This window comes from Sphingomonas montana, from assembly GCF_001956315.1.
Lineage (GTDB): Bacteria > Pseudomonadota > Alphaproteobacteria > Sphingomonadales > Sphingomonadaceae > Sphingomonas_R > Sphingomonas_R montana.
Map to the genome: position 1 here is coordinate 117258 of NZ_MOLY01000037.1, position 25012 is coordinate 142269.

General features: G+C 68.3%; 22 protein-coding genes. 14 read left to right on the top strand and 8 right to left on the bottom strand.

Annotation, left to right across the window (positions count from 1 at the left end):
• The first annotated feature begins 107 nt into the window (after positions 1-107).
• From BKY59_RS11000 to BKY59_RS11030, 7 genes are all read left to right on the top strand, one after another.
• Positions 108-1217, top strand: coding sequence for a M23 family metallopeptidase (locus tag BKY59_RS11000; RefSeq protein ID WP_076071451.1), 1110 nt, complete (start codon positions 108-110; stop codon positions 1215-1217).
• A gap of 4 nt (positions 1218-1221) precedes the next feature.
• Positions 1222-2250 (top strand): potassium channel family protein, encoded by a 1029-nt coding sequence (locus BKY59_RS11005; RefSeq protein WP_420822092.1) that lies wholly within the window; start codon positions 1222-1224, stop codon positions 2248-2250.
• A gap of 48 nt (positions 2251-2298) precedes the next feature.
• Complete coding sequence (locus tag BKY59_RS11010; protein WP_076071453.1) at positions 2299-2976, top strand: hypothetical protein; 678 nt, start codon at positions 2299-2301, stop codon at positions 2974-2976.
• A gap of 23 nt (positions 2977-2999) precedes the next feature.
• Positions 3000-3446 (top strand): DUF4952 domain-containing protein, encoded by a 447-nt coding sequence (locus tag BKY59_RS11015; protein ID WP_165374836.1) that lies wholly within the window; start codon positions 3000-3002, stop codon positions 3444-3446.
• Between the two features lie 79 nt (positions 3447-3525).
• Positions 3526-4860, top strand: coding sequence for a 30S ribosomal protein S12 methylthiotransferase RimO (gene rimO, locus BKY59_RS11020; RefSeq protein WP_076071455.1), 1335 nt, complete (start codon positions 3526-3528; stop codon positions 4858-4860).
• A 248-nt stretch (positions 4861-5108) separates the two neighbouring features.
• On the top strand, positions 5109-5819 hold the full coding sequence (locus tag BKY59_RS11025; RefSeq protein ID WP_076071456.1) for an SDR family NAD(P)-dependent oxidoreductase: 711 nt from the start codon (positions 5109-5111) through the stop codon (positions 5817-5819).
• Entirely contained in the window at positions 5809-6822 is a 1014-nt protein-coding gene (locus BKY59_RS11030) for a 50S ribosomal protein L11 methyltransferase (protein ID WP_076071458.1), read from the top strand. Before BKY59_RS11025 ends, BKY59_RS11030 begins: the two co-directional genes overlap by 11 nt.
• Positions 6823-6901: 79 nt before the next feature.
• Here BKY59_RS11030 and phhA read toward each other — a convergent pair whose 3' ends face one another.
• Complete coding sequence (gene phhA / locus BKY59_RS11035; protein WP_076071460.1) at positions 6902-7753, bottom strand: phenylalanine 4-monooxygenase; 852 nt, start codon at positions 7751-7753, stop codon at positions 6902-6904.
• A gap of 150 nt (positions 7754-7903) precedes the next feature.
• Positions 7904-10018, bottom strand: a complete 2115-nt coding sequence (gene ligA, locus BKY59_RS11040; RefSeq protein ID WP_076071461.1) for an NAD-dependent DNA ligase LigA — start codon at positions 10016-10018, stop codon at positions 7904-7906.
• A gap of 132 nt (positions 10019-10150) precedes the next feature.
• Here ligA and BKY59_RS11045 point away from each other — a divergent pair, with 132 nt between their 5' ends.
• The gene (locus tag BKY59_RS11045) at positions 10151-10810 is read left to right on the top strand and encodes an RBBP9/YdeN family alpha/beta hydrolase (protein WP_076071463.1); all 660 of its coding nucleotides are present in this window, start codon (positions 10151-10153) and stop codon (positions 10808-10810) included.
• 76 nt (positions 10811-10886) lie between these two features.
• Complete coding sequence (locus BKY59_RS11050) at positions 10887-11435, top strand: glutathione peroxidase (RefSeq protein WP_076071464.1); 549 nt, start codon at positions 10887-10889, stop codon at positions 11433-11435.
• 317 nt (positions 11436-11752) lie between these two features.
• On the opposite strand, the gene leuB is transcribed toward BKY59_RS11050, so the two are convergent.
• Both leuB and recO read right to left on the bottom strand, forming a co-directional pair.
• Positions 11753-12796, bottom strand: a complete 1044-nt coding sequence (leuB, locus tag BKY59_RS11055; RefSeq protein WP_076071550.1) for a 3-isopropylmalate dehydrogenase — start codon at positions 12794-12796, stop codon at positions 11753-11755.
• A gap of 42 nt (positions 12797-12838) precedes the next feature.
• A complete protein-coding gene (gene recO, locus BKY59_RS11060) occupies positions 12839-13570 on the bottom strand; it encodes a DNA repair protein RecO (RefSeq protein WP_076071466.1) in 732 nt (243 codons plus the stop codon).
• A gap of 142 nt (positions 13571-13712) precedes the next feature.
• On the opposite strand from recO, the gene BKY59_RS11065 reads away from it, so the two are divergent.
• Together BKY59_RS11065 and ubiB are read left to right on the top strand one after the other, a co-directional pair.
• Positions 13713-14441 carry a class I SAM-dependent methyltransferase gene (locus tag BKY59_RS11065; RefSeq protein ID WP_076071467.1) on the top strand — a complete coding sequence of 243 codons (729 nt, stop codon included), beginning with the start codon at positions 13713-13715 and terminating at the stop codon, positions 14439-14441.
• A 73-nt stretch (positions 14442-14514) separates the two neighbouring features.
• Positions 14515-16047 carry a 2-polyprenylphenol 6-hydroxylase gene (gene ubiB / locus BKY59_RS11070; RefSeq protein ID WP_076071469.1) on the top strand — a complete coding sequence of 511 codons (1533 nt, stop codon included), beginning with the start codon at positions 14515-14517 and terminating at the stop codon, positions 16045-16047.
• 272 nt (positions 16048-16319) lie between these two features.
• Here the strand turns inward: ubiB and BKY59_RS11075 are convergent, their stop codons facing one another.
• From BKY59_RS11075 to BKY59_RS11090, 4 genes are all read right to left on the bottom strand, one after another.
• The gene (locus BKY59_RS11075; protein WP_076071470.1) at positions 16320-17603 is read right to left on the bottom strand and encodes an MFS transporter; all 1284 of its coding nucleotides are present in this window, start codon (positions 17601-17603) and stop codon (positions 16320-16322) included.
• Between the two features lie 25 nt (positions 17604-17628).
• Entirely contained in the window at positions 17629-18462 is an 834-nt protein-coding gene (locus BKY59_RS11080) for a 2-keto-4-pentenoate hydratase (protein WP_076071472.1), read from the bottom strand.
• A 70-nt stretch (positions 18463-18532) separates the two neighbouring features.
• Entirely contained in the window at positions 18533-19981 is a 1449-nt protein-coding gene (locus tag BKY59_RS11085; RefSeq protein ID WP_076071473.1) for a mannitol dehydrogenase family protein, read from the bottom strand.
• Positions 19978-21492 (bottom strand): UxaA family hydrolase, encoded by a 1515-nt coding sequence (locus BKY59_RS11090; RefSeq protein ID WP_076071475.1) that lies wholly within the window; start codon positions 21490-21492, stop codon positions 19978-19980. The genes BKY59_RS11085 and BKY59_RS11090 overlap by 4 nt, the downstream gene beginning before the upstream one ends.
• An 86-nt stretch (positions 21493-21578) precedes the next feature.
• On the opposite strand from BKY59_RS11090, the gene BKY59_RS11095 reads away from it, so the two are divergent.
• The 3 genes from BKY59_RS11095 to kduI are packed head-to-tail and all read left to right on the top strand — an operon-like array spanning position 21579 to position 25007.
• On the top strand, positions 21579-22643 hold the full coding sequence (locus BKY59_RS11095; RefSeq protein WP_076071476.1) for a LacI family DNA-binding transcriptional regulator: 1065 nt from the start codon (positions 21579-21581) through the stop codon (positions 22641-22643).
• 49 nt (positions 22644-22692) lie between these two features.
• Positions 22693-24156, top strand: a complete 1464-nt coding sequence (gene uxaC, locus BKY59_RS11100) for a glucuronate isomerase (protein ID WP_076071478.1) — start codon at positions 22693-22695, stop codon at positions 24154-24156.
• A gap of 11 nt (positions 24157-24167) precedes the next feature.
• Complete coding sequence (kduI, locus tag BKY59_RS11105) at positions 24168-25007, top strand: 5-dehydro-4-deoxy-D-glucuronate isomerase (protein WP_076071480.1); 840 nt, start codon at positions 24168-24170, stop codon at positions 25005-25007.
• Positions 25008-25012: the final 5 nt, after the last annotated feature.

Consider the following 25012-nt stretch of genomic DNA (forward strand, 5'->3'; position numbering starts at 1 on the left):
ACCGTAGTGATACTGGATCCCAGCGTCCGCTGGGATGACGTGCCCGGCGCGTTCGGCGAAGCCCCCCAGGCAGTTGCACCACATCCCACATCGGCTAGGACGGCCGCATGCGCCGTCTTGCACCCCTGCCGCTTGCTCTGGCGCTCGCCGCATGCATCCCGTCCGGCCGCGCCGACCCGCCGGGCTTTCTCGATCCGCCGCGCGACCCCATGCCTGCCGGAACGGACCGGACCGGCAACCCGGATACGGACGCCCCGATCCGCACCGACCCGCTCGGCGAGAAGGCCAGGACCCCGCCCCAGGTCGCCAAGCCGCCGCCCGCCTGGACCGCGCGCAAGGTCGTGCCCGACGCGGTCGATATCCCCGCCAGCCGCTACACCGTGGTAAGCGGTGATTCGCTCAGCCGCATCGCGGAACGCACCGGTGCGGGGGCCGATGCGATCGCCCGCGCCAACGCCCTGCCGCCGCCGTTCGTCGTGCAGGTCGGTCAGACGCTCGACATTCCCGGCGGCCGGTATCACCGCGTCCGCACGGGGGAGACGGGCATCGCCATCGCCCGCGCCTACGGCATCGCGTGGGGCCGCGTGATCGCGCTGAACGGTCTGGCCGCACCCTATGTGCTACGGCTCGACCAGCGGCTGCTGATCCCCAGCCGTACCGAAGTCCGCGCCATGACGCTGGAACAGCGCGCCGCCGCGTTCCGGCTGGATATCGACGATCTCATCACCGGCGCCGAACCCGCGCTCGCCGCCAATGCCCGGCCCGCCGCACCGGTGCGCACCGCGCGCACCGCCGTCCCGCCCAACGTGCCGGTCCGTTCGCCGGCGCGCTTCACGGGCCGGTTCGACTGGCCGCTCAGCGGGCCGATTCTCACCCGCTTCGGCCCGCAAGGTCAGGGCCGCATCAACGAAGGGATCAACATCGGGGCGCGGGCGGGCACGCCGATCCTGGCGTCGGCGGACGGTGTCATCGCCTATGTCGGGTCCGACATCGCGGTCTATGGCGGGCTCATCCTTATCAAGCATGGCGGCGGCTGGATCACCACCTACGGCCACGCCGAACAGTTGCTCGTCACCCGTGGCCAGGCGGTGAAACGCGGCCAGATCATCGCGCGCGCCGGCGAAACCGGGTCGGCGCGCGAACCGCAGCTGCATTTCGAGATCCGCCAGGGCCGCCGCCCGGTGAACCCGCTCGGCCAGCTTCCGGCCCGCCGGTGAACGGATGATCCCGCGCGCCACCCCCCGCCCGGCCGGACATCTGGCCATGCGGCAACGCCCGCAACTGCGTCCGTGGGTATCGCTGCTGCTCCGCGTCGCGCTGGCGCTCGTCCTGATCGGCATCGCGCTGGCGGGGCACTGGTTCGACCGAGACGGCCTGCGCGACAATGTCGACGGGAAGATCAGCTTCGTCGACGTGCTGTATTTCACCACGGTCACCGTGACGACGGTCGGGTTCGGCGATATCGTGCCGGTCACCGATCAGGCGCGGCTGTTCGATACGTTCATCGTCACGCCGATCCGGCTGTTCGTCTGGCTCATCTTCCTCGGCACGGCCTACGACTTCGTCCTGAAACGCACATGGGAGCGATACCGAATGCGGGGCATCCAGCGCACGCTGCACGATCATGTCGTCGTCGCGGGCTTCAATGATTCGGGGATGGAGGCGGTGCGCGAACTCATCGTCCGCGGGCTGGACCCCGCCCGGATCGTCGTGGTGGACGAAGACGCCGCCGCACTCGCCTGCGCGGTCGACATGGGCGCCACCACGCTGGAGGGCGACGCCACCCGCAACGCCGTGCTCGAAGCGGCGCGGATCGAACAGGCCGAATGCCTGATCGTCGCGGCGGGGCGGGACGATACCGCCATCCTGGTCGTCCTCACCGCCCGCCGCCTCGCGCCCGACGTACCGATCAGCGTCATCATCCGCGCGGACGACAATGAACCGCTGGCCCGTCAGGCCGGTGCGAACGTCGTCATCAACCCGGCCAGCTTCGCCGGCCTGCTGCTCGCCGGCTCCACCCGCGGTCCGCACATTGCCGACTATATGACCGACCTTGCCGCACATGACGGGCAGGTGGCACTCAAGGAACGCGCCGTCACCGCCGGCGAAGTCGGCCATCCGCTGACCGCCATCACCACCGGCATCGGCCTGCGCATCTACCGCGGTGGCCAGGCAATCTGTTTCGGCGACCCCGCCACCGCCGCGCTGCAGGCGGGCGATATCGTGGTGGAAGTGGTGAAGCGGGCCTGACGAACGGACGATATTGCCGGTCGGGCGGGCTTGCCTTAGGCTCACGGCATGGAGACCCGCTACACGCGCCGCGCCGACGACCTCGGCTGGCTTTCGGTCCGCCTCACCAAGGGCGGCGGGCGTGCCGCGCTGTGCGAATATACCGAAGTCGCCATAGTGCGCGAGGCCGCCGGCCGGACGTACTTTACCATCCGCGACGGCTACATCGCGGTCGGCCAGGAAGCGTCGTTGTCCACGGCGAACGCCGCGTCCTATCTATCGAAGGTCGGCCCCGGCGCTGCCGCCAAGCTCGTCGTCACCTATACCGGCGTTCCGGTCGAGGAGAATTCGGCGTTCAAGGGCAAGCTGACGCAGCAATGGGCACGGCTCGCCTTCAACGGGCAGACGGCGACCGTCACATTGAACAGCGTGTGGGACCAGGCTTTCACGCCGATCCCGCCGGGCACCCATGCGATCCTGACCCCGGACTATTCGCACGCGAAGACATCGACCGCCGGCTATGCGCAGGCGACCCCCGGCATGGTCGGCAACGATGTGTGGTTCCCGATCGGTCTGAACGCATCCGGCGTCAACAGCACCCGCTATGTCCATGTCGGTCATCTCTCCGATGGGTGTGTGACCGTGCATGAACTCGGCCGGTGGACCGCCCTGTACACCTACCTCATTTCGCACCGCGTGGCCGGCACGTCCGGCAAGCGCATCGGGTCGCTGGTGGTCCACAAATGACACGTTCATATCCTGTCCTGGCGGTGCTGGGTTTCCTGAGTTGCGCCGCATTCGCGCGGCCACCCGCCGATCCGGCGCCGCGGCGCACGCCGCCGGCAGAGGCGGCTCCGGCGGCTCGTAACGGTTGTGGCGATCTCCTGGCGGAAGCCGGGAAAAAACCGACCGGGCTCGTATTCGTGCGATGCACTGCGCGTCCCGATCTGCAGGGCAAGCCGTTGCGCGCTACATACCGGATTGCCGGGCGTCATGCCGCGGCGGCCGAGGATCGGCTGGTAAAGTCGGTCGGCCTGACCCGCCTCAAGCGCTCCTGTTGCCAGTGGGACGCGCCCGCCACCACGTTCGTCGACACGGCCGGACGCGAATATCAGGTGACGATGGTGTCCGACGAAACCGTGGTCACCGACCGTCGGCGCTGGAATGCCATCCGGTGGTTCGAAGTCATCGTGGAGCGTTTTACCGAGGAGATCTGAAGCCGCGCGCAACGCCGTCCGGCCGTTCCCAACCGCCCCCTCGCAAATCCCCGCTACATCGACTATCTGCCGCGCTCCCATGGCAACCATCCTCCCCTCCCCGCCGAAGATCGGCATGGTCTCGCTCGGCTGTCCGAAGAACCTCGTGGACAGCGAACGCATCCTCACCAAGCTGCGCGCCGACGGCTATGCCATGTCGCCCGACTATGCCGGCGCGGACGTCGTGCTGGTCAACACCTGCGGCTTTCTCGACTCCGCCAAGGAGGAGTCGCTCGATGCGATCGGTGAGGCGATGGCCGAAAACGGCCGCGTCATCGTCACCGGCTGCATGGGTCGCGAGGCGGAGACGATCCGTGCGCGCTTCCCGGGCATCCTGGCGATCACCGGCGCGCAGGCATATGAGCAGGTCGTCGGCGCGGTCTACGACGCCGCCCCCATGCCGCCGTCCGCCTTCCTCAACCTCGTGCCCGAACGCGACCTGAAGCTCACGCCGCGGCACTACAGCTATCTGAAGATCTCGGAAGGCTGCAACCACCGCTGCGCCTTCTGCATCATCCCCGCGATCCGCGGCGATCTGGTCAGCCGCCGCCCCGACGCGATCCTGCGCGAGGCGGAAAAGCTCGTCGCCGCCGGCACGCGCGAACTGCTCGTCATCAGCCAGGATACGTCGGCCTATGGCCTCGACCTGCGCCACGCCGAATGGCCGTGGAAGGGCGCCCCCGTCCGCGCGCACATGACCGATCTCGCCCGTGAACTCGGTAAGCTCGGCGCCTGGGTCCGGCTCCACTATGTCTACCCCTATCCGCATGTCGACCGTGTCATCCCGCTGATGGCGGACGGCCTCGTGCTCCCCTATCTCGACATCCCGTTCCAGCATGCCGCGCCCAACGTTCTGAAGGCGATGAAGCGCCCCGCCAACGAAGCCAAGGTCTTGGAGCGGCTGGCCAACTGGCGAAGCATCTGCCCCGATATCGCGGTCCGCTCCTCGTTCGTCGTGGGCTTCCCGGGGGAGACCGAGGCGGAGTTCCACTATCTGCTCGACTGGCTGACCGAGGCGCAGCTCGACCGCGTCGGCGCGTTCCGCTTCGAACCGGTCGCCGGGGCCGCCGCCAACGACCTGCCCGGCGCGGTGCCGGAAGAGGTCAAGGAGGAACGCTACGCCCGCATCATGGAACATACCGCGCTAATCTCCGCTGCGAAACTCCAGCGCAAGATCGGCCGCACGCTCGACGTCATCATCGACGCGGTCGATGCCGAGGACGGCGGCGCCACCGGCCGCTCCAAGGCCGACGCGCCCGAAATCGACGGCGAGGTCCACCTCCGCGATGCCGGCCACCTCGCCCAGGGCGACATCGTCCGCGTCGAAATCGAGGACGCCGACGACCATGACCTGTTCGGCGTGCCGCTGATCTAGCGATCTGCTGCTGAACCCCTCTCCGCCTTCGCGGGAGCGGGGTGGGTGAGGGCCTCCTACCATTTCTGCCCCCCCGGATCGGACAAGCCCTGCAAGCCTCGCCGTCATCCCCGGCTCGATCCGGGATCCCGCTTCTTTGAATACAGGTGGAGGCCGGACCGCGGATCAAGTCCGGAGTGACGACATGATAATGTCGGAGTAGCGGGACGGGGCTGGAACCACGCCGTCCCATCGCCTATCCCCCGGCCATGACCCTCAACATCCTCGCCACCGGCACCAGCCGCGGGATCGGTGCCGCCATCGTCGCCGCGTTCGCCGAAGACGATGTCCGCATCGTCGGCCACGCCACCACGCCCGGCCCCGATCGCATCGCCGCCGACCTCTCGACCGCCGCTGGCCCCACCGCGCTCTGGAACATGGCGCTCGATCGGCTCGACGGCCGGATCGACATACTCATCAACAATGCCGGCATCTTCGAGGCGGCACCCGTCGCGATGTCCGATGCCGATTGGTCCGACGCGTGGAACCGCACGATGCAGGTCAACCTGACCGCATCGGCCGAACTCTGCCGCCGCGCCGTGCTGCATTTCGGCACCCGTCCGGAGGGCGGCCGCATCGTCAACGTCGCCAGCCGCGCCGCCTATCGCGGGGACAGCCCCGCCCACTGGCATTATGCCGCGTCGAAGGCCGGCATGGTCGCCATGACCAAGTCGATCGCCCGCGGCCACGCGCGCGCCGGCGTGCTGGCCTTCGCCGTCTGCCCCGGCTTTACGATGACCGGCATGGCCGACGACTATCTCGCCAGCCGCGGCGGCGACGCACTGCTGGCCGACATCCCGCTCGGCCGCGTCGCCATGCCGGACGAGGTCGCGACCACCGTCCGCTTCCTCGCGCTCGAAGCGCCGCCGTCGATGACCGGCGCGGTGCTCGACATCAACGGAGCCAGCTATGTCCGCTGACCTGCCCGACTGGACCGCATCGCAGGCCTCGGAGAGCTGGAAGCTCGTCCTGCCCTGCACCAAGGCGGAGGCGGAAGCCGTCGCCGAGGATATCGGCGCGCTGGCGGACCTCGATCCGCCCCCCACGCTGATGACCAGCGAGCCGGACCCGGCGCGCGAGGACGACTGGCTGCTTGAAGCCTATTTCGAAGGCAAGCCGTCGCCGGACGCCATCGCCATGGTTCGCGCGCTGGTGCCGAGCGCCGACGGCGTCGACTATGAACTCGACCGGATCGAGGACGCCGACTGGGTCACGCTCAGCCAGGCGTTCCTCGAACCGATCCGCGCCGGCCGCTTCTTCGTCCACACCGCCGCCCATGCCGCGGCCGTACCGAACGAAGTCGTCGCCTTCCATATCGAGGCGGGCCGCGCATTCGGCACCGGCCATCATGAGACGACGACCGGCTGCCTCCACATGATCGATGGGCTCAAGACCCGCGGCCACCGCTTCCGCGCGATCGCCGACGTCGGCACCGGCACCGGCCTGCTCGCCTTCGCCGCGCGCGCCGTCTGGCCGCGCGCTGCGGTGATCGCATCGGATATCGACCCGATCTCGATCGACGTCACCGCCGAGAATGCCGCGCTGAACGCAATTCCCACCGGCACCGGACGCGGCCAGGTCGCGCTCGTCACCGCCCCCGGCCTCGCCGACGCGACGCTCGTCCGCCGCGCGCCCTATGATCTGCTGATCGCCAACATCCTCGCCGGCCCGCTCATCGCGCTCGCCCCGACGCTGTCCGCCGCGTTGCAGCCCGGCGGCTCGCTGATCCTCGCGGGCCTGCTCAACACGCAGGCCGACCGCGTCATCGCCGCTTACCGCCGGCAGGGCCTCCGCCTCGCCGAACGGATCGACACCGGCGACTGGCCGACGCTCCGCCTCGTCCGCCGGACGTCGGCCCGCGTGCGCACGCTGCCGGAACGCCGCGACACCGGCCTCGGCGACTGGAGCACCGACGGGGCCTAGCAACCGTCAGGTCCCCGGCGAAGGGTGGGGCGCAGGTGAAACCGTTTAACCCAGGCCCCGGCCTCCGCCGGGGAACCGATCAACCAGCCTTGCTCAACGCATATTCCTGCGTACCCCAGCCATAAACCACATCCTGCGACAGCACCTCGGCCGGCTCCAACTCCGCCTCGGCCGCAATCTCCGCATATAGCGGCACGAAATCCGTCTCCACGGCACTCTTCAACAACGCATCGAAGCTCGGGATTACGAAATAGCTCTGCTGATAATCGTCGATCCGATACTTCGTCCGCATCACGCGCTTCAGGTCGAACCCGATTCGGTTCGGGCTGTCGCTATCCAGCGCGAACCGGCTCTCCCCCGCGCTCGACACGATCCCCGACCCGTAGATCCGCAACTCGCCCTCTTCCCGCACCAGCCCGAACTCGACCGTGTACCAGTACAGCCGCGCCAGCTTGTCGAGCGCGCCGTGTGCCATCGCGCGCTGCCCGCCCTGCCCGTAGAGCTGGATGAAATCCGCGAACACCGGATCGGCCAGCATCGGCACATGCCCGAACACATCGTGGAACACGTCCGGTTCCTGCAGATAATCCAATTGGTCCGGCCGCCGGATGAAGTTCCCCGCCACGAACCGCCGGTTCGCCAGATGATCGAAGAACACCGCATCCGGCACCAGCCCTGGCACCGCCACGACCTGCCACCCGGTGGCCGCCATCAGCCGCTCGGACAGTTCGTCGAAATCAGGGATTCCCGGCTTGGACAGCTTCAGTACGTCCAGCCCTTTCAGGAACGCGGTACTCGCCCGCCCCGGCAACAGCTTCGACTGCCGCTCGAACAGCGTGTCCCAGGTGGCATGTTCCGCGACCGTATAATGCGACCAGTCCTGCGAAATGGTCCAGTCGGGCGATGGCGGGGCGGCGGCGATTGTATCCATTGTCACAACCTATCACGCCCTACGCGGAAGGCCAGCGCGGTCACAATCCCCCCCGTCATCCGGGACTTGATCCGGGATCCTGCTTTTACGTCGTCACCTCGAAAGGCAGCGGGACCCCGGATCAAGTCCGGGGCGACGTGAAGGGGTGCCTCACCCCGCCTCCGCCACGATCACTGCCCACCCGGCCTCGTCCACCGTCTCGATCCCCAGCTCCGACGCCTTCTTCGCCTTCGACCCGGCGTCCGCGCCCAGCACGACCAGGTCGGTCTTCTTCGACACGCTCGCCGCCACCTTCGCGCCCAGCGCCTCGGCCTGCGCCTTCGCCTCGTCGCGCGACAGCGTTTGCAGCTTGCCGGTGAACACCACCGTCTTGCCCGACACGCGCGACGCCCGCGTTTCGTGAACCACGTCGGTCGGCGCCACTTGCCGCAACAGGTCGAACACCACCGTCCGGTTATGCGTCTCGGCAAAGAACGCGATCAACGCGTCGGCTACCTCCGGTCCCACTCCGGCGGTATCGACCACCGCGACCAGCGCCTTTTCCCGCCTGATCGCGAACTTGCGTTCTGTCTCGCCGATCACCGGCGCCATCGAACGCCGCAACCGGACCGCCGCATGGATCATCGCCCCCAGCGCCCGCGCGGACCGATACCGCCGCGCCAGATCCGCCGCCGTCACCGCTCCGACATGACGGATGCCCAGCGCGAACAGGAAGCGATCGAGCGGCACCGTGCGCTTCGCCTCGATCGCCTCCAGCAGGTTGTCGACCGACAGGTCCGCCAGCCGGTCCCGCGCGACCAGCACGTCGCGCCGCTCCCGCAACCGGAAGATATCGGCCGGCGACTGCACCAACCCGTCGTGGAAGAACTGCTCGACCCGCACCAGCCCCAGCCCGCGAATGTCGAACGCATGGCGCGACGCGAAATGGATCAGCCGCTCGACGCGCTGCGCCGGGCAGATCAGCCCGCCGGTGCAGCGATAATCGACCTCCTCCGGCTCGCGCTCCGCCGCCGATCCGCACTCCGGACAGGTCAGCGGGAACGGCCATGCCGCCCGCTCCGGCCCGGCATACAGCCCCTCCACCACCTGCGGGATCACGTCGCCCGCGCGCTGGATCACCACCCGGTCGCCCGGTTGCACGCCCAGCCGTACGATCTCGTCGGCGTTGTGCAGCGTCGCGTTGGTCACCACCACGCCGCCGACCGTCACCGGCTCCAGCCGCGCGACCGGCGTCAGCTTGCCCGTCCGCCCGACCTGGATGTCGATCGCGTTCAGCGTCGTCTGCGCGCGTTCCGCGGGAAACTTGTGCGCGATCGCCCAGCGTGGCGCACGCGCCACCTGTCCCAGCCGCCGCTGCCAGTCGAGCAGGTCGACCTTGTAGACCACACCGTCGATATCATAGGGCAGGTCCGCCCGCTGCCGCTCGATCGCCGCATAATGATCGAGCGCCGCATCCGCCCCCGCCATCTCGCGCAGCATGTCGGACACCGGCAGGCCCCACGCGTGGATCGCCTGCATCACCGCGGCCTGGGTCTCGAACGGCAGGTCCGACACCTCGCCCCAGCCATGCGCCAGGAACCGCAGCGGCCGCACCCGCGTCACGCCCGCATCCAGCTGCCGCAGCGACCCCGCCGCCGCGTTACGCGGATTGGCGAACAGCTTGGCCCCCGCCTCCACCTGCCGCGCGTTCAACGCGGCGAAGTCGGCCTTCGCCATATAGACCTCGCCGCGCACCTCGAACACCGCCGGCACCTCGCCGACCAGCTGTTCCGGAATATCGCCGATCGTCCGCACGTTCCCGGTCACGTCCTCACCCACCGCCCCGTCCCCGCGGGTCAGCGCCTGCACCAGCCGCCCGTTCTCGTACCGCAGCGAACAGGAGAGCCCGTCGATCTTCGGCTCCGCGGTCAGCGCGACCGGCGCATCTGCATCCAGCGCCAAAAACCGCCGCACCCGCGCCACGAACTCGCGCGCCTCGTCGGCGGAAAACGCATTCTCCAGGCTCATCATCGCCTTGGCATGCGCCACCTTGCCCAGCCGCCCGCCGGGCGTCGCGCCCACCCGCAACGACGGACTGTCGCCGCGCACCAACTCCGGATGCGCCGCCTCCAGCGCGCGGTTGCGCCGGACCAACGCGTCATAGGTCGCGTCGTCGATCTCCGGCGTGTCCTGATCGTGATAGAGCCGGTCGTGCCGCGCAATCTCCGCGGCCAGTTCGGCCAGTTCGGTGGCAGGATCGGGGGCGGCGGTTTCGGCTGGCGTCATGGCTGCATCGCTACCGGATCGTGCCCCCCGCCCGCAAGCCGATCGGTCCGGACCGCTTTTCCCTCGCCCGGTCGCCGCCCCATTGTCTTCCTTACGGATAGAGATATGTTGGACCGTGCAAGGAGACGATGCATGGCACAGACCCTTTCGACGCTCGGCCGCCGTACCCCCACCATCCTGACCGTCCCCGGTCTCGGCGGCTCCGGCCCCGCGCACTGGCAGACCCTATGGGAACAGGGCCGCACCGACACGATCCGCGCCGATCTGGGCAGCCTGTCCGCCCCGCGTCGCAACGCCTGGGTCACCCGGCTCGATCAGTCGATCCGCACCGCCCGCGCGCCCGTCATCCTGGCGGCGCACAGCCTCGGCTGCCTGGCGGTCGCCTGGTGGGCGGCGCTGGCCGGCCAGACGTGGGGCTGGCCCGTCGCCGGCGCGCTGCTCGTCGCGCCACCCGATGTCGACCGGCACGACGTGCGTGAGGAACTGCGCGATTTCGGTCCCAGCCCGCGGCTTCTGTTGCCCTTCCCGTCGATCCTGGTCGCCAGCACGGACGATCCCTATGCGTGCATCCAGCGCAGTTTCGACATGGCCCGCGACTGGGGCAGCCACTTCGTCGATGCCGGCCCGCTCGGCCACCTCAATGCCGCCAGCGGCCTGGGCTGGTGGAGCGAGGGTCAGGCGTTGCTCGATCGTGTCGTCGGCGTCGCGGCCGATCCCGTCGCCCACGCCGGCGGCCCCGCCGACGTCATGGCCGCACTCGCCGCGGGGGAGAGACAGCCCCGCCGCCACTGATCGCACGCCACACCACTTGCCCGCTCCCGCTGCGCGCGATACCGCGTGGGCACCATAACCACAGGTGCCCACTTCCATGCCGACCGTGCTCAGCGAAATCCCGCTCAAGACCATCGACGGCGCGGATGCCACGCTCGCCGACTATGCGGGCCAGGTCCTGCTGATCGTCAACGTCGCCTCGCGCTGCGGCCTGACGAAGCAGTATGACGCACTCGAGGCGCTCTACGCCAAGTACAAGGATCAGGGGTTCGCCGTCCTCGGCTTCCCGTCGAACGATTTTGCGGGTCAGGAACCCGGCACCGACGCCGAAATCGCCGCCTTCTGCCGCAGCGCGGGTGCGACCTTCCCGATGTTCGCCAAGATTGCGGTCACCGGTCCGGACATTCACCCGCTCTACCGCGCGCTGACCGATGCCGAACCGGACGCGCAGGGCGGCACCGCCATGCGCGACAGGCTCGCCACCCACGGCCTGCCCCCCGCCGCCCCGTCCGCCATCCTCTGGAACTTCGAAAAATTCGTTCTCGGCCGCGACGGCCAGGTCGTCGCCCGCTTCACCCCCGACACGCTGCCGGACGCCGACGCGCTGGTGACGGTGGTCGAGCGAGAGCTTTTCGCGAGCGAGTAAACGTCAACTGGAGATTAATCCGAGCCGGATCCATCTTCGGTAAGGCGCGTCCGTTATGGACCGTAAAACGATTTTAAACGCGCCATGTTTCAAGCAGAACTTGGGTCCCGATCATGGGAAAGGACCCGTTAATGGCATACCGGCGCAATAAGAATAGCGATACCTGGCACTATTGCCGAAACTGCAGTCTTTGGCCAACGACTAATCACGTCGAGCAGGCGAGCAAGCCAACAACTGGAGAACTCTGCAATCAGTGTCGTGCCAAAGACAATGCGGGCACTTGCAATCGCTGAAGTTTGATAGCGGTGCTGGTTTCGCTAAAGTGCCGCCAGCACCGCATCGCCCATAGCATCCGTCGTCATCGTACCACCAAGGTCCGGCGACCGCGCACCGCCCGCCAGCGCCCTTGCCACCGCCGCCTCGATCCGGTCCGCGTCGTCCGCGCGGTTCAGCGAATGGCGCAGCATCATCGCGGCCGACAGGATCGTCGCCAGCGGGTTCGCCTTGCCTTGCCCCGCAATATCCGGCGCGGACCCGTGGATCGGTTCGTATAGCCCCTTGGCCTGTTCGTTGATCGATGCGGACGGCAGCATGCCGATCGATCCGGCACACATCGATGCCTGGTCCGACAGGATGTCGCCGAACAGATTGCCCGTGACGATCACGTCGAAGCGCCCCGGCGCGCGCACCAGCTGCATCGCAGCATTGTCGACATACATGTGCTCCAGCGCCACGTCCGGATATTCGGCCGACACCTCGGTCACCACGTCGCGCCACAGCTGCGACGTTTCCAGTACGTTCGCCTTGTCCACGGAACAGAGCCGCCCCTGCCGGCCGCGCGCGGTACGGAACCCGACATGCGCGATCCGCGCGACCTGATCCTCGTCATAGGACATGATGTCATAGCCTTCGCGCCGCCCGGTCGCGGTGGTGCGCATGCCCTTCTCGCCGAAATACACGTCGCCGTTCAGCTCGCGCACGATCACCATGTCGATCTCCCGCGCGACCTCGGGGCGCAGCGCGGACGCATCCGCCAGTTCCGGGAACAGCCGCGCCGGCCGCAGATTGGCGAACAGTCCCAACGCCTTGCGCAATCCCAGGATCGCCTGTTCGGGGCGCAGCGCGCGCTCCAGCGCGTCGCAGGTCGGATCCCCTACCGCGCCGAACAGCACCGCATCGGCCCGCGCCGCCAGCGCCAGCGTCTCCGGCGGCAGAGGATGGCCGACCGCATGATAGGCCGCCCCGCCGACCAGCCCGCTTTCGTACGACAGCACGTCGCCGCACACCGCATCCAGCACGCGTCGCGCCTGCGCGACCACTTCCGGCCCGATCCCGTCCCCGGCCAACAAAGCGATCAACATGGCGGTCCCGTCCTCATAGCAGCGTTCGCGCATCCCTCTGCGTCACCCGGCGGCGCGCTGCAACCGTGCGATCAACCGTTCGCGCGCCGCCAGCACCCGCGCGCGGCGCTCGGTCAGCAGGTCGCGCCCCAGGAAATGCCCGGTCAGCCGGAACCCGTCCTCGATCGCATCCCAGTCGGCGTCGCCGCCTGCGATCAGGAACGCCGGCAACCGCAGCAGCCGGTCGGCATAGGGATCGCCCGCCGCGCGCGACACGGCCGCACCGCTCTTGGGGCTGACATAGGCCAGATCCTCCCGCCGCCCCGTCGCGACGCAGGCCGACAAGTCCAGTCCGAACCCCAGTTCCGCCAGCAGCAGCAGTTCGTACCGCACCAACGCCGCTGCCCATACCCGAGCGGACGGTGCGCTCTCGATCGCCGTCAACGTCCCGTCCAGCGCGGCATGCACCCGCGGATAGGCCTGCGCCTCGGGCAGCGCGGTCGCGGCCAGGGCGGTCGCCCACTCGATCGCCGCCGCCGCCGCCGGTTCCGCCAGCAACGGCGCGCGGCTGGTCACCAGTTCCACGGTCAGCGCCGCCAGCTGCGTATCGGTGCGCGATCGATATTCCGCCCGCACCACATTTCCCGGCACCAGCACCGGCCGCAACCGCCGCGACCGCCCGCCACGCACATAACCCGGCTGCATCCCGTCCGCCGGCGTCAGCAACCGCGCGACCGTGCCCGTTTCCCCATGCTGGATCACGCCGCACACGATTGCTTCGGTGGTCAGATGCATGGCACGGGATATGGCACACCATGTCGTGCAATCAATCTAGGCCCCCTCTCCTTCGGGGGAGGGGCAAAGTTGACGCCCTCCACACACCCCCGGACGAAACGTCCCGCTATGCCACGCCGGCCGCCTCGGCTATGCGGGAGCGATGGAAACCGTATCCTTCGGCTATGCCGACATCGACCCCGCCGAGAAGACCGCCCGCGTCGGCGACATCTTCAAGAACGTGGCCGCGAAATATGACCTGATGAACGATGCCATGTCCGGCGGCATGCACCGTTTGTGGAAGGACCGCTTCGTCCGCCGGGTGAAGCCGCGGGTCGGCGAACGCATATTGGACATGGCCGGCGGCACCGGCGACGTCGGCTTCCGCCTGGCCGCGTCGGGCGCGCAGGTGACGGTGGCGGACATCAACCCCGCCATGCTGGCCGTCGGCATGGACCGCGCCGCCAAGCGCAGGATCGACGGCCTCGTCTGGACCGAAGCCAACGCCGAAACGCTCGTTTTTCCCGATCGCCACTTCGACGCCTACACCATCGCGTTCGGCATCCGGAACGTCACCGACATCCCGGCCGCCTTGCGTGAGGCGAACCGCGTCCTCGTCCGCGGCGGGCGCTTCTTCGTCCTGGAATTCTCGACCACGCTCTGGCCCGGCTTCGGCGAGGTGTACGACGCCTATTCGCACAAGCTCGTACCGCAACTTGGCAAGCTGCTCGCCAACGACGAGGCCAGCTACCGCTACCTGATCGAATCGATCCGCCGCTTCCCGGACATGCCGACGTTCAAGGCGATGATCGACGACGCCGGTTTCGTCCGCACCGCGGTCGAACCGATTATGGGCGGCCTCGTCGCGATCCACAGCGGCTGGAAGATCTGACGATGAATGTCGTCCGTACCCCCGCACCGGCGGGGGTCCACCACGCTCGAATCGATGCGGAGCCGCGCACCGCATGACCGCGCCCGCCGTTCATCTCTACCGCCTGCTCAAATGGGGCCGCACGCTCGCCCGCCACGGTGCGCTGAAGGGGATCGAGCGCGATCCGCTCACCCCACCCGCCGTCCGCCGTTTCGCGCGCGTATTGCGGGTCGGCGTCCGCGTTCCAAAAGTCCCGGCCTACGCCGACGCGCTGGAGGCGATCGGCCCCGCCGCGATCAAGCTTGGCCAGACGCTCGCCACGCGCCCCGATCTCGTCGGCGAGGATGCGGCACGCGACCTCACCCGTCTCCAGGATGCGCTTCCCCCGCTCCCCTTCGCGGTGATCGAGGCGCAGATCGTCGCCAGCTTCGGCAAGCCGACATCCGCGCTGTTCGCCTCGATCGATCCCGTCCCGGTAGGCGCGGCATCGATCGCGCAGGTCCACCGTGCGGTCACCACCGACGGCCGCACCGTCGCGGTGAAGGTGTTGCGTCCCGGCGTCGAGGCCGAATTCGCCCGCGCCATCGAAACCTACGAATGGGCCGCGGCCCAGGTCGAGGCGATGGGCGGCGAACTCGCCCGTCTCCGCCCGCGCCTGACGATCGCAACCTTCAAGCGCTGGACCGCGCGCGAGCTGGACCTGCGGCGCGAGGCCGCCTCCGCCTCCGAACTTGGCGAACGGATGGCCGCCGAACCCAATTTCAAGGTGCCGACGATCGATTGGCAGCGCACGTCGGGCAAGGTCATGACGCTGGAATGGATCGACGGCATCAAGCTGTCGAACCGTGCCGCGATCGTCGCGGCCGGCCACGATCCCGCCCGCCTCGCGCAGACCCTGCTCCGTGCCTTTCTGCGCCAGGCGATCGCGGAGGGCTTCTTCCACGCGGACATGCACCAGGGCAATCTGTTCGCCACGCATGACGGCGGGCTTGCGGTGATCGACTTCGGCATCATGGGCCGGATCGACCGCCGCGCGCGAATGTGGCTGGCCGAGATCCTCTACGGCCTCATCACCGGCAATTATCGCCGCGTGGCGGAAATCCACTTCGAGGCGCAATATGTCCCCGCGCATCACGATCTGGAGGAATTCGCTACCGCGCTCCGGGCGGTCGGCGAACCGATGCGCGGCCGGTCGGTCAAGGACATGTCGGTCGGCCAGATGCTCGACGGCCTGTTCGCCATCACCCGCGACTTCGACATGCAGACGCAGCCGCACCTGCTGCTCCTGCAAAAGACGATGGTCATGGTCGAAGGCGTCGCGACCGCGCTCGATCCGGATATCAACATGTGGGAGTCCGCCGGCCCGTTCGTGAAGGACTGGCTGCGTTCCGAACTCGGCCCCGAGGCGTTCGTCGCCAACCGGCTCACCGCGGACCTGAAGACACTCGCCGCGATCCCCGAACTCGTCCGCAGGATCGAAGCGCGCTTCCCGCCCGAAGGCGCCGCCCCGCCCCCGCCCCCGCTCCGCGCGGTCGAGGTCGTCCGCATCGGCGGCGGCTGGCGCTACGCGCTGGTGGCCCTCCTCGCCGGCGGCGCGGGCGCGGTACTGGTCGCCCTGCTGGGGTAGGGCTCAGCCGCCGATTTGCATTACGCAGGGCGGCATGGAGTCAATCACGCCCCGATCCGTTTGGGGTCGGGGTGACGCTCCCCTCCTTGCTGTCGACGCATCATGATGGACGGTTCCGTCCTCACCGGGAGTGGAGCGACGCGAAAGACCGTAGCGACGGGTCGCCCGACGCGCAGCGGGATCATGTTTTCCCTCGAAATACCGATACGCGTCCGCGCGCTTGACCGGGCATCCCGCCCGCGCCCCGGCGTCGGCCGGGGCGCGGGACAAGATCAGATCCGCACCGGCGCAAGCCGCGGGCTGAGCAGATGCACGGCCAGCAGGGCGAGGAAATAGGCCGATCCTGCCACGGCGAACAGCGCGGTATAACTGCCAAACGTGTCCAGGATGAACCCGGCATATTTCGCCATCAGCATGCCGCCGATCGCTCCCACCGTCCCGCCGATGCCGACAACCGATCCGACCGCGGCCCGCGGGAACAGGTCGGACGGCAGCGTGTAGAGATTGGCGGAAAACGCCTGATGCGCGGCGGTCGCGATGCCGATCACCAGCACGTTCAGCCACAGGCTGTCGATCGATTGCGAGAAGAAGATCGGCGTGACGGCGAAGGCGCAGGCCAGCATCGTCGTCTTGCGCGCGAAATTCACGCTCCGCCCGGCCTTCATCATCCGCGACGACGCCCAGCCGCCCACCACGCTGCCGAGGTCGGATAACAGGTAGATCACGACCAGCGGCGGCCCAAAACTCTTGAGGTCCAGGTCGTAGCGGTCACCCAGGAACCCCGGCAGCCAGAACAGGAAGAACCACCAGATCGGGTCGATGAAGAACTTGCCCAGCGCATAGGCCCAGGTTTCGCGCACGCGCAGCAACCGCTTCCACGGGATTGCGACGATCGGGTCGGCCGGGTCCTGCTGGATATAGGCCAGCTCCGTGGCAGACAGCCGCGGCTGCTCCTCCGGCCGGCGGTAGATGGCGAGCCAGGCGACCAGCCACACCAGGCTGACGACGCCGGTCACCACGAACGCGGTGCGCCAGCCGTAGGACAGGGTCAGCCACGGCACGACCAGCGGCGTGATGATCGCGCCGACATTGGCCCCGGCGTTGAACACACCGATCGCGAACGACCGTTCCTTGGCCGGAAACCATTCGGTCACCGCCTTGATGCCCGCCGGGAAATTGCCCGACTCGCCCAGACCCAGCCCGAACCGCGCCATCGCGAACTGGGTGACCGAATAGACGCCGCCATGCGCGATGTGGGCTGCGGTCCACACGATGAACGCCGCGGCATAACCCAGCCGCGCGCCGATCAGGTCGACGATGCGGCCGAAGCCGATATAGCCGATCGCATAGGCCATCTGGAAAAAGAAGATGACGTTGGCGAAATCGGTCTCGGACCATTTCAGGTCCGCAGCCAGCGTCGGCTTCAGCACGCCGATCATCTGCCGGTCGACATAGTTGATCGCGGTCGCTGCGAACAGCAACGCCACGATCACCCAGCGATACCGGCCCACGCGCGACGCGGCGCGTTCTATCGTTCCGTCTGTCTGGTCCAACATGCCTCTCCCAAAGCGCTTTTCTGTCTCAGGCCTGCGGCGTTTCCGCCCGGATCCGGCACCGGACGATACCCCCGTGGCAGGCGTTTTCGCCGTCCACGTCGAACCGAACCACCGCCGTCTGCCCGACCGCGATCGGATGGACCCCGCTGACCGCACCGGACGAAACCCATGTGCCCGGCGGAACCGCGATCCCGCGTGCCGCCAGCGTCTCCAGCAAGGCCTTCACCGATCCGCCCAGCCCGTCGGGAAAAGCGGACGCCTTGCCGCGGCCCACTTCCACCCCGTCGATCTCGGTGACGACGGTCCAGTCTTCCAGACCCGCCTCGCGGAATTCGGGGATGGCGGCCCCCACGATCATGCCGTTATTGTTGCCGAAATCGGACACCGTGACAGTCGGACCAAGCCGGTTGATCGCCTCCAGCGGCGAACTGGCGATCTCGATCCCGATATGCACGGTCGCGATCGCATCGGCCGCCTGCGCCAGCGTCCACGCGCGCTGCGCCGGGTCGATCGTGCCCAGCCGGATCAGGAATTCGCCCTCCACCGCGCCGAACCCGTCGGCGAAAATGCCCATGTCCGGCACGGTGTCCGCATCGTCGAGCGTCACGACCATGTTCGCGAAGATCGGCCCGACCAGCCGGGTCGTGCCGTGCTGCGCATCCAGCGGCGCGTTGATGCGCCCGACTTTCCACCCGACGATCGGCTCGTCGATCAGCGCGATCGCCGCATCCTGAATGGCATAGCCCTCCGCCAGCGTCGCCGGCACGGTGCCCGGATAGGCGTCCAGCCCGTCCGCGCCGCGACGCGCCGCGACGAACCGCGCGGCGGTCGCAGCTATCCCTTGGCCGGTTGCATCCATTGTCACCCTCTCCACCCTGCACTTCTCGGAACGGGCGTAACGGAAACCGGTGTCATAAACAATCGTCCGATTATTCGCTTAGTAACGCGTCGATCCCGGCCCCGTCGGCCAGTGTCGCAAATGCTCGCTGCAGCACCCCCCGCACCATCGGATCCCCGGCCAGCACCGCCGGAAACACCGGGTCGATCCCTAGCAGCGCGGCAACCGGATCACCCGCCGTCGCCGCCTCGCGCAGCCGGTCCGCCAGCGGATCGGTCACGGGCCGCCCCGCCGCCGCCGCATCGCTCAGGAAACGCATCCACGCCGCCACCGGCACCAGCAACCGGTCCACCGGTCGCCCCGCCTTGCGCGCCGCCTGCACCGAATCGAGCAGCCGGTACGGCAACTTCTGCGATCCGTCCCACGCGATCTGGCTCAGCAGATGGCGGATCGCCGGGTTGCGGAACCGCGCGAACACCGCATCGACATAATCATCAAGGTCGAACCCGGCCGGCGCGTCCAGCCCCGGCACCACGTCGCGCCGCACCATCGCCTCCACGAACCGCGCCAGCGCCGCGTCCGCCATCGCATCGCCTACCGTCTCGTGCCCGCGCAGCAACCCGACATAGGCCAGCGCCGAATGCGCGCCGTTCAGGATGCGCAGCTTGGCGCGTTCATATCCCGCCACGTCGCCCGTCACCGCCACGCCGACCGAGGCAAGGTCCGGGCCATCCGCGGGCAGCACATCCTCAACCACCCACTGCGCGAACGCCTCGCGCTGCACCGCGGCCCGGTCGTCCAGCCCGGTCGCATCGCCTACGCGATCCAGCAACGCCGCGTCGCTCGCCGGCGTGATCGAATCGACCATGCTCGACGCAAACCGCACCTCGCCCGCGATCCAGTCGCGCAAACCCGCATCGCGGCGTCCGGCCAGCGCCAGCACCGCCGCCCGCACGCGCGCGCCATTGTCCGGCATGTTGTCGCACGGCAGCACCGCGAACGGCGCGGTCCCCGCCGCCCGCCGCGCCGCCAGCCCCGCGACGATCCAGCCGATCAGGCTGCGCGGCGGGCCGGCAAAGCCCAGATCCTGCACGATGTCGGGATGGGCGAAATCCAGCGTCGCATCCCCGCCCAGGCAATATCCCTTCTCCGTCACGGTCGACGTCACCAGCCGGATCGCCGGGTCCGCCAGCCGCGCGGCCAGCGTATCCTCCTGCCCCGGCCCGATGCAGCCCGCCACCGCGCCGATCACCCGCATCGCCGGTTCGCGGTCCAGCACGGCCAGCGTGTAGAGCCCGTCCTGCTCGATCAGCCGGTCGGTCACTTGCCCCGACCGGAGCGACGCCTCGATGATGGCCCAGCGCGCATCCTGTTCCAGCAACCGGTCGATATAGTCGCCCTGATGCGCGCGGTGGAACGCGCCCGGCCCGAAATGCAGGACACCCGCACCGATCGCGGCCGGGTCGTAGGCAGGTCTCCCGATCTCCTCCGGAAGCGCGGCCAGCGTCGCGCGGGTCAGCCTCTCACGTGTCGGCTTCACAATGTCACACCCCGTTTCCAGATCGCGATCTCGCGTTCGTCGTTGCGTTCGGCCGCAGTCGGCCGGCCAGATGCCACCGCCATGATGCGATCCAGCAGCGCGTCGGTCGCGGTATCCAGCCCGTCGGCCAGCACCTGCCCCGCATCATGATCGATCCAGCGCGGCTTGGCCGCCGCCAGCGTGCCGTTCGACGCGATCTTGATGGTGGGCGCGGGAAAGCCCAGCGGCGTGCCCCGCCCGGTCGTGAACAGGATCACGGTCGCCCCCGTCGCGGTCAACGCGGTGCACGACACCGCATCGTTGCCCGGCGCCTCCAGCAGGCTCAGCCCCGTCGTCCGCACCCGGTCGCCATAGTGCAGGACATCCTCGACCACCGCGTGGCCGCCCTTCTGCACGGCCCCCAGCGATTTTTCCTCCAGCGTGGTGATCCCGCCGGCGATGTTGCCGGGCGACGGGTTCTCCGAAACCGGCTCGCCATGGTCCAGGAAGTAGCGCTTGAACCCGTTCACCATGGCGACGATCCCGTCGAACACCGCCGCGTTCCGCGCGCGTTCCATCAGCAGCGTCTCGGCCCCGAACACCTCGGGTATCTCGGTCAGGATCGCCGTACCGCCGGCCTCCGTCACCGCATCGGCGATCCGGCCGACCAGCGGGTTGGCGGTCACCCCGCTGAACGCATCCGATCCGCCGCATTTCAGGCCTACGACCAGCCGGTCGATCCCCACCGTCGTGCGCGTTGCCCGCCCCGCCACCGCCGCCAGGTCGGCGACCAGCGCCGCGCCGTCGGCGATCTCGTCGCTCGCCGATTGCGCGCGTACCACCCGCACCCGGTCCTGCAGGTCCGGGGGGATCATCGCCATCAACTGGTCCAGCTGGTTCGATTCGCATCCCAGCCCGACCAGCAGGACACCGCCCGCATTGGGATGGCACGCCAGCCCCGCCAGGATGGTCCGCGTCGCGGCCAGGTCGTCGCCCAGCTGCGAACAGCCATAGGGGTGAACGAACGCATGCACTCCGTCGATGCCCGGATGGTCGGCCGCATCGCCCAGCGCTGCGATCTTCTGCGCCGTGCGCGCCACGCAGCCGACGGTCGGCAACACCCAGATCTCGTTGCGCGTCCCCACCCGTCCGTCGGCGCGGACATACCCTTCGAAGGTGCGCGGCGATGGCGTGATGGCCGGGGCGGCGACGGGCGCGCCGGAGAAACGATACGCCTCCTCCCCCGCCAGCCGCGTCTTCACATTATGGACATGCACCCCCGCGCCACGCGCGATCGCCCGGGTCGCGCGTCCGATCGGAAAGCCATAGCGCATGACCGCCGCATCAGCCGCGATCGCCTTCACCGCCACCTTGTGCCCACGCGCGACCGGTTCCAGCACCGGCAGCATCGCGCCTTCGAACGGCACCAGGCCGGCGGGCACGTCCGCCATCGCCACGGCCACGTCGTCCTGCGGGTGGACCCGGATCAGGACGGGAATTTCGGATGCGGCGTGCGCGGGTATCGGCGTCATGGGGGGACCCTATCGGTTACCGGTGCCACCGTCCATCTGGCGCGATGCCTCGCACGGCGCTACGCTGGCCGGACTAGGAGACAGACGTGAACGCCGAAAAGAGCGACGAAACGACGGCGAAACCGACGATCAACGATATTGCGCGGCTGTCCGGCGTATCCAAGAAGACGGTCAGCCGGGTCATCAACCGCTCCCCCCTGCTGAACGAGGCGACGCGCCGCCGCGTTGATGCCGTCATCCAGGAAACCGGCTATATTCCCAATCCGCAGGCGCGCGCCCTCGCGCTGCGCCGCAACTTCCTGATCGCGCTGGTCCACGACAATCCGAATGCGCAGATGGTGCTGGGTATGCAGCAGGGCATCCTGGCGATGCTCGCCGACACCGAATATGAACTGATCGTCCGCCCGGTGAACCGCGGCGCACCGTCGATGGTCGCCGATGTGCGCGCCTTCCTCGAACGGCAACGGCCGCACGGGCTGGTCCTGCTGCCGCCGATTTCGGAAAAGGACGAACTCGCCGCGCTCTGTGCGTCGTTCGGCTGTCGCTATGTCCGGATGGGGTCCGCCGAACTGGATGGCCCCGCGCATCTGGTCGCGTCGAACGATCGCGACGCCGTGCGCGAAGCGGTCGCCTATCTGATCGGGCAGGGCCACCGCCGGATCGGCTTCGTCCAGGGGCCGTCCGGGTTCCGCTCCGCGCACGAACGCCGGCTGGGCTATGAGGAAGCGCTCGCCGCCGCCGGGCTCGACCCGGTCGCCGCCTGGACGCGGGAGGGCGACTACCGATTCGATTCCGGGCTGGCCGCCGGCCGCGCCATCCTGTCGCAGGACGGGCGACCCACCGCGATCTTCGCATCGAACGACGAAATGGCGGCCGGCGTCCTGCATGCCGCGCGCGAACGCGGGCTTGACGTGCCGGCTGACCTGTCGATCCTGGGGTTCGACGATACCGCCATCGCCGCGCATCTCTGGCCTCCGCTCACCACCATCCGCTGGCCGATCGCGGCCATGGCACGCGCGGCCGCCGTCAAGCTGCTGAGCAGCCCGGACCGGGTCGATGCCGATACCGCCGGCGATCCTGCGTCCGCCGGCGACATATCCTTTTTCCCGTCCACCCTCGTTCATCGTGCGTCGATCGCACCGCCGCGCTGACTTGCAACCCGACCTGACACCGGTTACCAAACCGACCGAGAGGATTACCATGACGCGCCCGCTGGCACTCCATCCCGATCGCCTGCTTCCGGCCGATCCGCGCACCCGCGATATCGCACGTGCGCTGTACGGCCAGGTCGCGGCGCTGCCGATCGTCAGCCCGCATGGCCATACCGATCCCGCGTGGTTCGCCGGCAATGCGCCCTGGGCCAACGCCACCGAACTCCTGCTCGCGCCCGATCATTATCTCTACCGTATGCTGTACAGCCAGGGTGTCGCGCTCGACGCGCTGGCCGTCCCGGCGCACGGCCGGGCACCCGCCACCGATCCGCGCGCCGCATGGCGGTTGTTTGCGGAACATCAGCGGCTGTTCCGCGGCACGCCGTCGCGCATCTGGCTCGATCATGTGTTCGCCGATGTGTTCGGGTTCGACGTCGCGCTCGATGCCGACACCGCGGATCTTTACTATGACGGCATCGCCGAAAAGCTTGCGACCCCCGCCTTCCGCCCCCGCGCGCTGTTCGATCGGTTCGGCATTGAACTGCTCGCCACGACGGAAGGCGCGCACGAAACGCTCGATCATCACGCCGCGATCCGCGCGTCGGGCTGGAACGGCCGCGTCGTCACCACCTACCGCCCCGATGCGGTCATCGATCCCGAACATGAGCAGTTCGCCGATGCGCTGCCACGGTTCGCGGCCCTCACCGGCTGCGATATCGCGACCTGGAACGGCTATCTGACGGCGCACCGCATCCGCCGTCGCGCATTCATCGCGATGGGTGCCACGGCCACGGACCATGGCCACCCCACCGCGGCCACCGCGAACCTGTCCCCCGCCGATGCGGAAACGCTGTTCGAACGGGTGATGGGCGGTCGCTGGGATGCGGCCGACGCCGAACTGTTCCGCGCGCAGATGCTGACCGAAATGGCGCGGATGAGCCTGGAGGACGGGCTCGTCATGCAGATCCATCCGGGCAGCGTGCGCAACCATAATGCCGGCCTGCATGCCAGCCACGGGCGCGACAAGGGGGCCGACATCCCCGGTCGCACCGACTATGTCCATGCGCTCAAACCGCTGCTGGATGCGTTCGGCACCGAACCGGGTCTGTCGATCATCCTCTTCACGCTGGACGAAACCAGCTATTCCCGCGAACTCGCGCCGCTGGCCGGCCATTATCCCTGTTTGAAACTGGGTCCGGCCTGGTGGTTCCATGATTCGCCCGAAGGCATGCGCCGGTTCCGCGAGGCGACGACCGAGACCGCCGGTTTTTACAACACGGTCGGGTTCAACGACGATACGCGCGCTTTCCTGTCCATCCCGGCGCGGCACGATGTCGCCCGGCGTATCGATTGCGGGTTTCTTGCGCGGCTCGTCGCGGAACATCGCCTGCATGAGGACGAAGCGGTCGAACTCGCGATCGATTTGTCCTACAACCTCGTGCGCGAGGCCTATCGGCTGGACGCCCCTCTTCGCGACGATCCGGCACCGCGCCGGGCCGCGCTTGCCGCCTGACGGAGATACCGATGTACGATCGCACTTACTACGCCACCCACCCCGACATGATGGAATGCGTGTCGAACGAGGAGCTGCGCGACCGCTATCTGGTCGGCGGACTGTTCCGTAGCGGCGAATGCGTCCTGAACTACACCCATGCCGACCGGTTCGTGATCGGCGGCGTCGAAGTCGGCACCGGCCCGGTCGCGCTGCCCGTCCAGTCCGAACCGAAATCGGCGGAGGGTCATCCCTTCCTGGAACGGCGCGAACTGGCGGTCGTCAACGTGTCGAACGTCGAAGGCACCGTGACCGTCGACGGCGAAAGCTTCACGCTTGGCAACAAGGACTGCCTCTACGTCACCATGGGTGCCGTCGACGTCCAGTTCTCCGGTGCCGGCGCGAAATTCTATCTGGCCTCCTGCCCCGCGCACAAGGCATTCCAGACCCGCAAGCTGTCGATCGCCGACGCGAACGCGCTGGAACGCGGCAGCCTGGAGGAATCGAACGAGCGCACCATCTTCCAGCTCGTCATCCCCGGCATCTGCGACAGTGCGCAGCTTGTCATGGGCCTGACCGTGCTCAAGCCGGGCAGCGTCTGGAACACGATGCCGCCGCATATTCATGAGCGTCGTTCGGAGATCTATTTCTACTTCGAACTGGATGGCCCGAACGACCGCGTCTTCCATTATATGGGCGAAGGCGAAGCGATGCGGCACATCGTGATCGGCAACGACGAAGCCGTCATCTCGCCGCCCTGGTCGGTCCACATGGGTTCGGGCACGAAGTCCTATGCGTTCATCTGGGCGATGGCCGGCGAGAACCAGGACTATACCGACATGAACGTCCTCGACATCTGCCAGCTGGCGTAACGCCG

Excerpts from the sequence above, each read along its gene's own strand:
- recO (WP_076071466.1), bottom strand. The coding sequence starts at position 13,570 with ATGCATCTGACCACCGAAGCAATCGTGTGCGGCGTGATCCAGCATGGG.
- phhA (WP_076071460.1), bottom strand. The coding sequence starts at position 7,753 with ATGGATACAATCGCCGCCGCCCCGCCATCGCCCGACTGGACCATTTCG.
- BKY59_RS11010 (WP_076071453.1), top strand. The coding sequence starts at position 2,299 with ATGGAGACCCGCTACACGCGCCGCGCCGACGACCTCGGCTGGCTTTCG.
- BKY59_RS11045 (WP_076071463.1), top strand. The coding sequence starts at position 10,151 with ATGGCACAGACCCTTTCGACGCTCGGCCGCCGTACCCCCACCATCCTG.
- BKY59_RS11090 (WP_076071475.1), bottom strand. The coding sequence starts at position 21,492 with ATGACGCCGATACCCGCGCACGCCGCATCCGAAATTCCCGTCCTGATC.
- ligA (WP_076071461.1), bottom strand. The coding sequence starts at position 10,018 with ATGACGCCAGCCGAAACCGCCGCCCCCGATCCTGCCACCGAACTGGCC.
- BKY59_RS11080 (WP_076071472.1), bottom strand. The coding sequence starts at position 18,462 with ATGGATGCAACCGGCCAAGGGATAGCTGCGACCGCCGCGCGGTTCGTC.
- BKY59_RS11005 (WP_420822092.1), top strand. The coding sequence starts at position 1,222 with ATGATCCCGCGCGCCACCCCCCGCCCGGCCGGACATCTGGCCATGCGG.
- leuB (WP_076071550.1), bottom strand. The coding sequence starts at position 12,796 with ATGTTGATCGCTTTGTTGGCCGGGGACGGGATCGGGCCGGAAGTGGTC.
- BKY59_RS11000 (WP_076071451.1), top strand. The coding sequence starts at position 108 with ATGCGCCGTCTTGCACCCCTGCCGCTTGCTCTGGCGCTCGCCGCATGC.
- ubiB (WP_076071469.1), top strand. The coding sequence starts at position 14,515 with ATGACCGCGCCCGCCGTTCATCTCTACCGCCTGCTCAAATGGGGCCGC.
- kduI (WP_076071480.1), top strand. The coding sequence starts at position 24,168 with ATGTACGATCGCACTTACTACGCCACCCACCCCGACATGATGGAATGC.
- BKY59_RS11025 (WP_076071456.1), top strand. The coding sequence starts at position 5,109 with ATGACCCTCAACATCCTCGCCACCGGCACCAGCCGCGGGATCGGTGCC.
- BKY59_RS11050 (WP_076071464.1), top strand. The coding sequence starts at position 10,887 with ATGCCGACCGTGCTCAGCGAAATCCCGCTCAAGACCATCGACGGCGCG.
- uxaC (WP_076071478.1), top strand. The coding sequence starts at position 22,693 with ATGACGCGCCCGCTGGCACTCCATCCCGATCGCCTGCTTCCGGCCGAT.
- BKY59_RS11065 (WP_076071467.1), top strand. The coding sequence starts at position 13,713 with ATGGAAACCGTATCCTTCGGCTATGCCGACATCGACCCCGCCGAGAAG.
- BKY59_RS11030 (WP_076071458.1), top strand. The coding sequence starts at position 5,809 with ATGTCCGCTGACCTGCCCGACTGGACCGCATCGCAGGCCTCGGAGAGC.
- rimO (WP_076071455.1), top strand. The coding sequence starts at position 3,526 with ATGGCAACCATCCTCCCCTCCCCGCCGAAGATCGGCATGGTCTCGCTC.
- BKY59_RS11075 (WP_076071470.1), bottom strand. The coding sequence starts at position 17,603 with ATGTTGGACCAGACAGACGGAACGATAGAACGCGCCGCGTCGCGCGTG.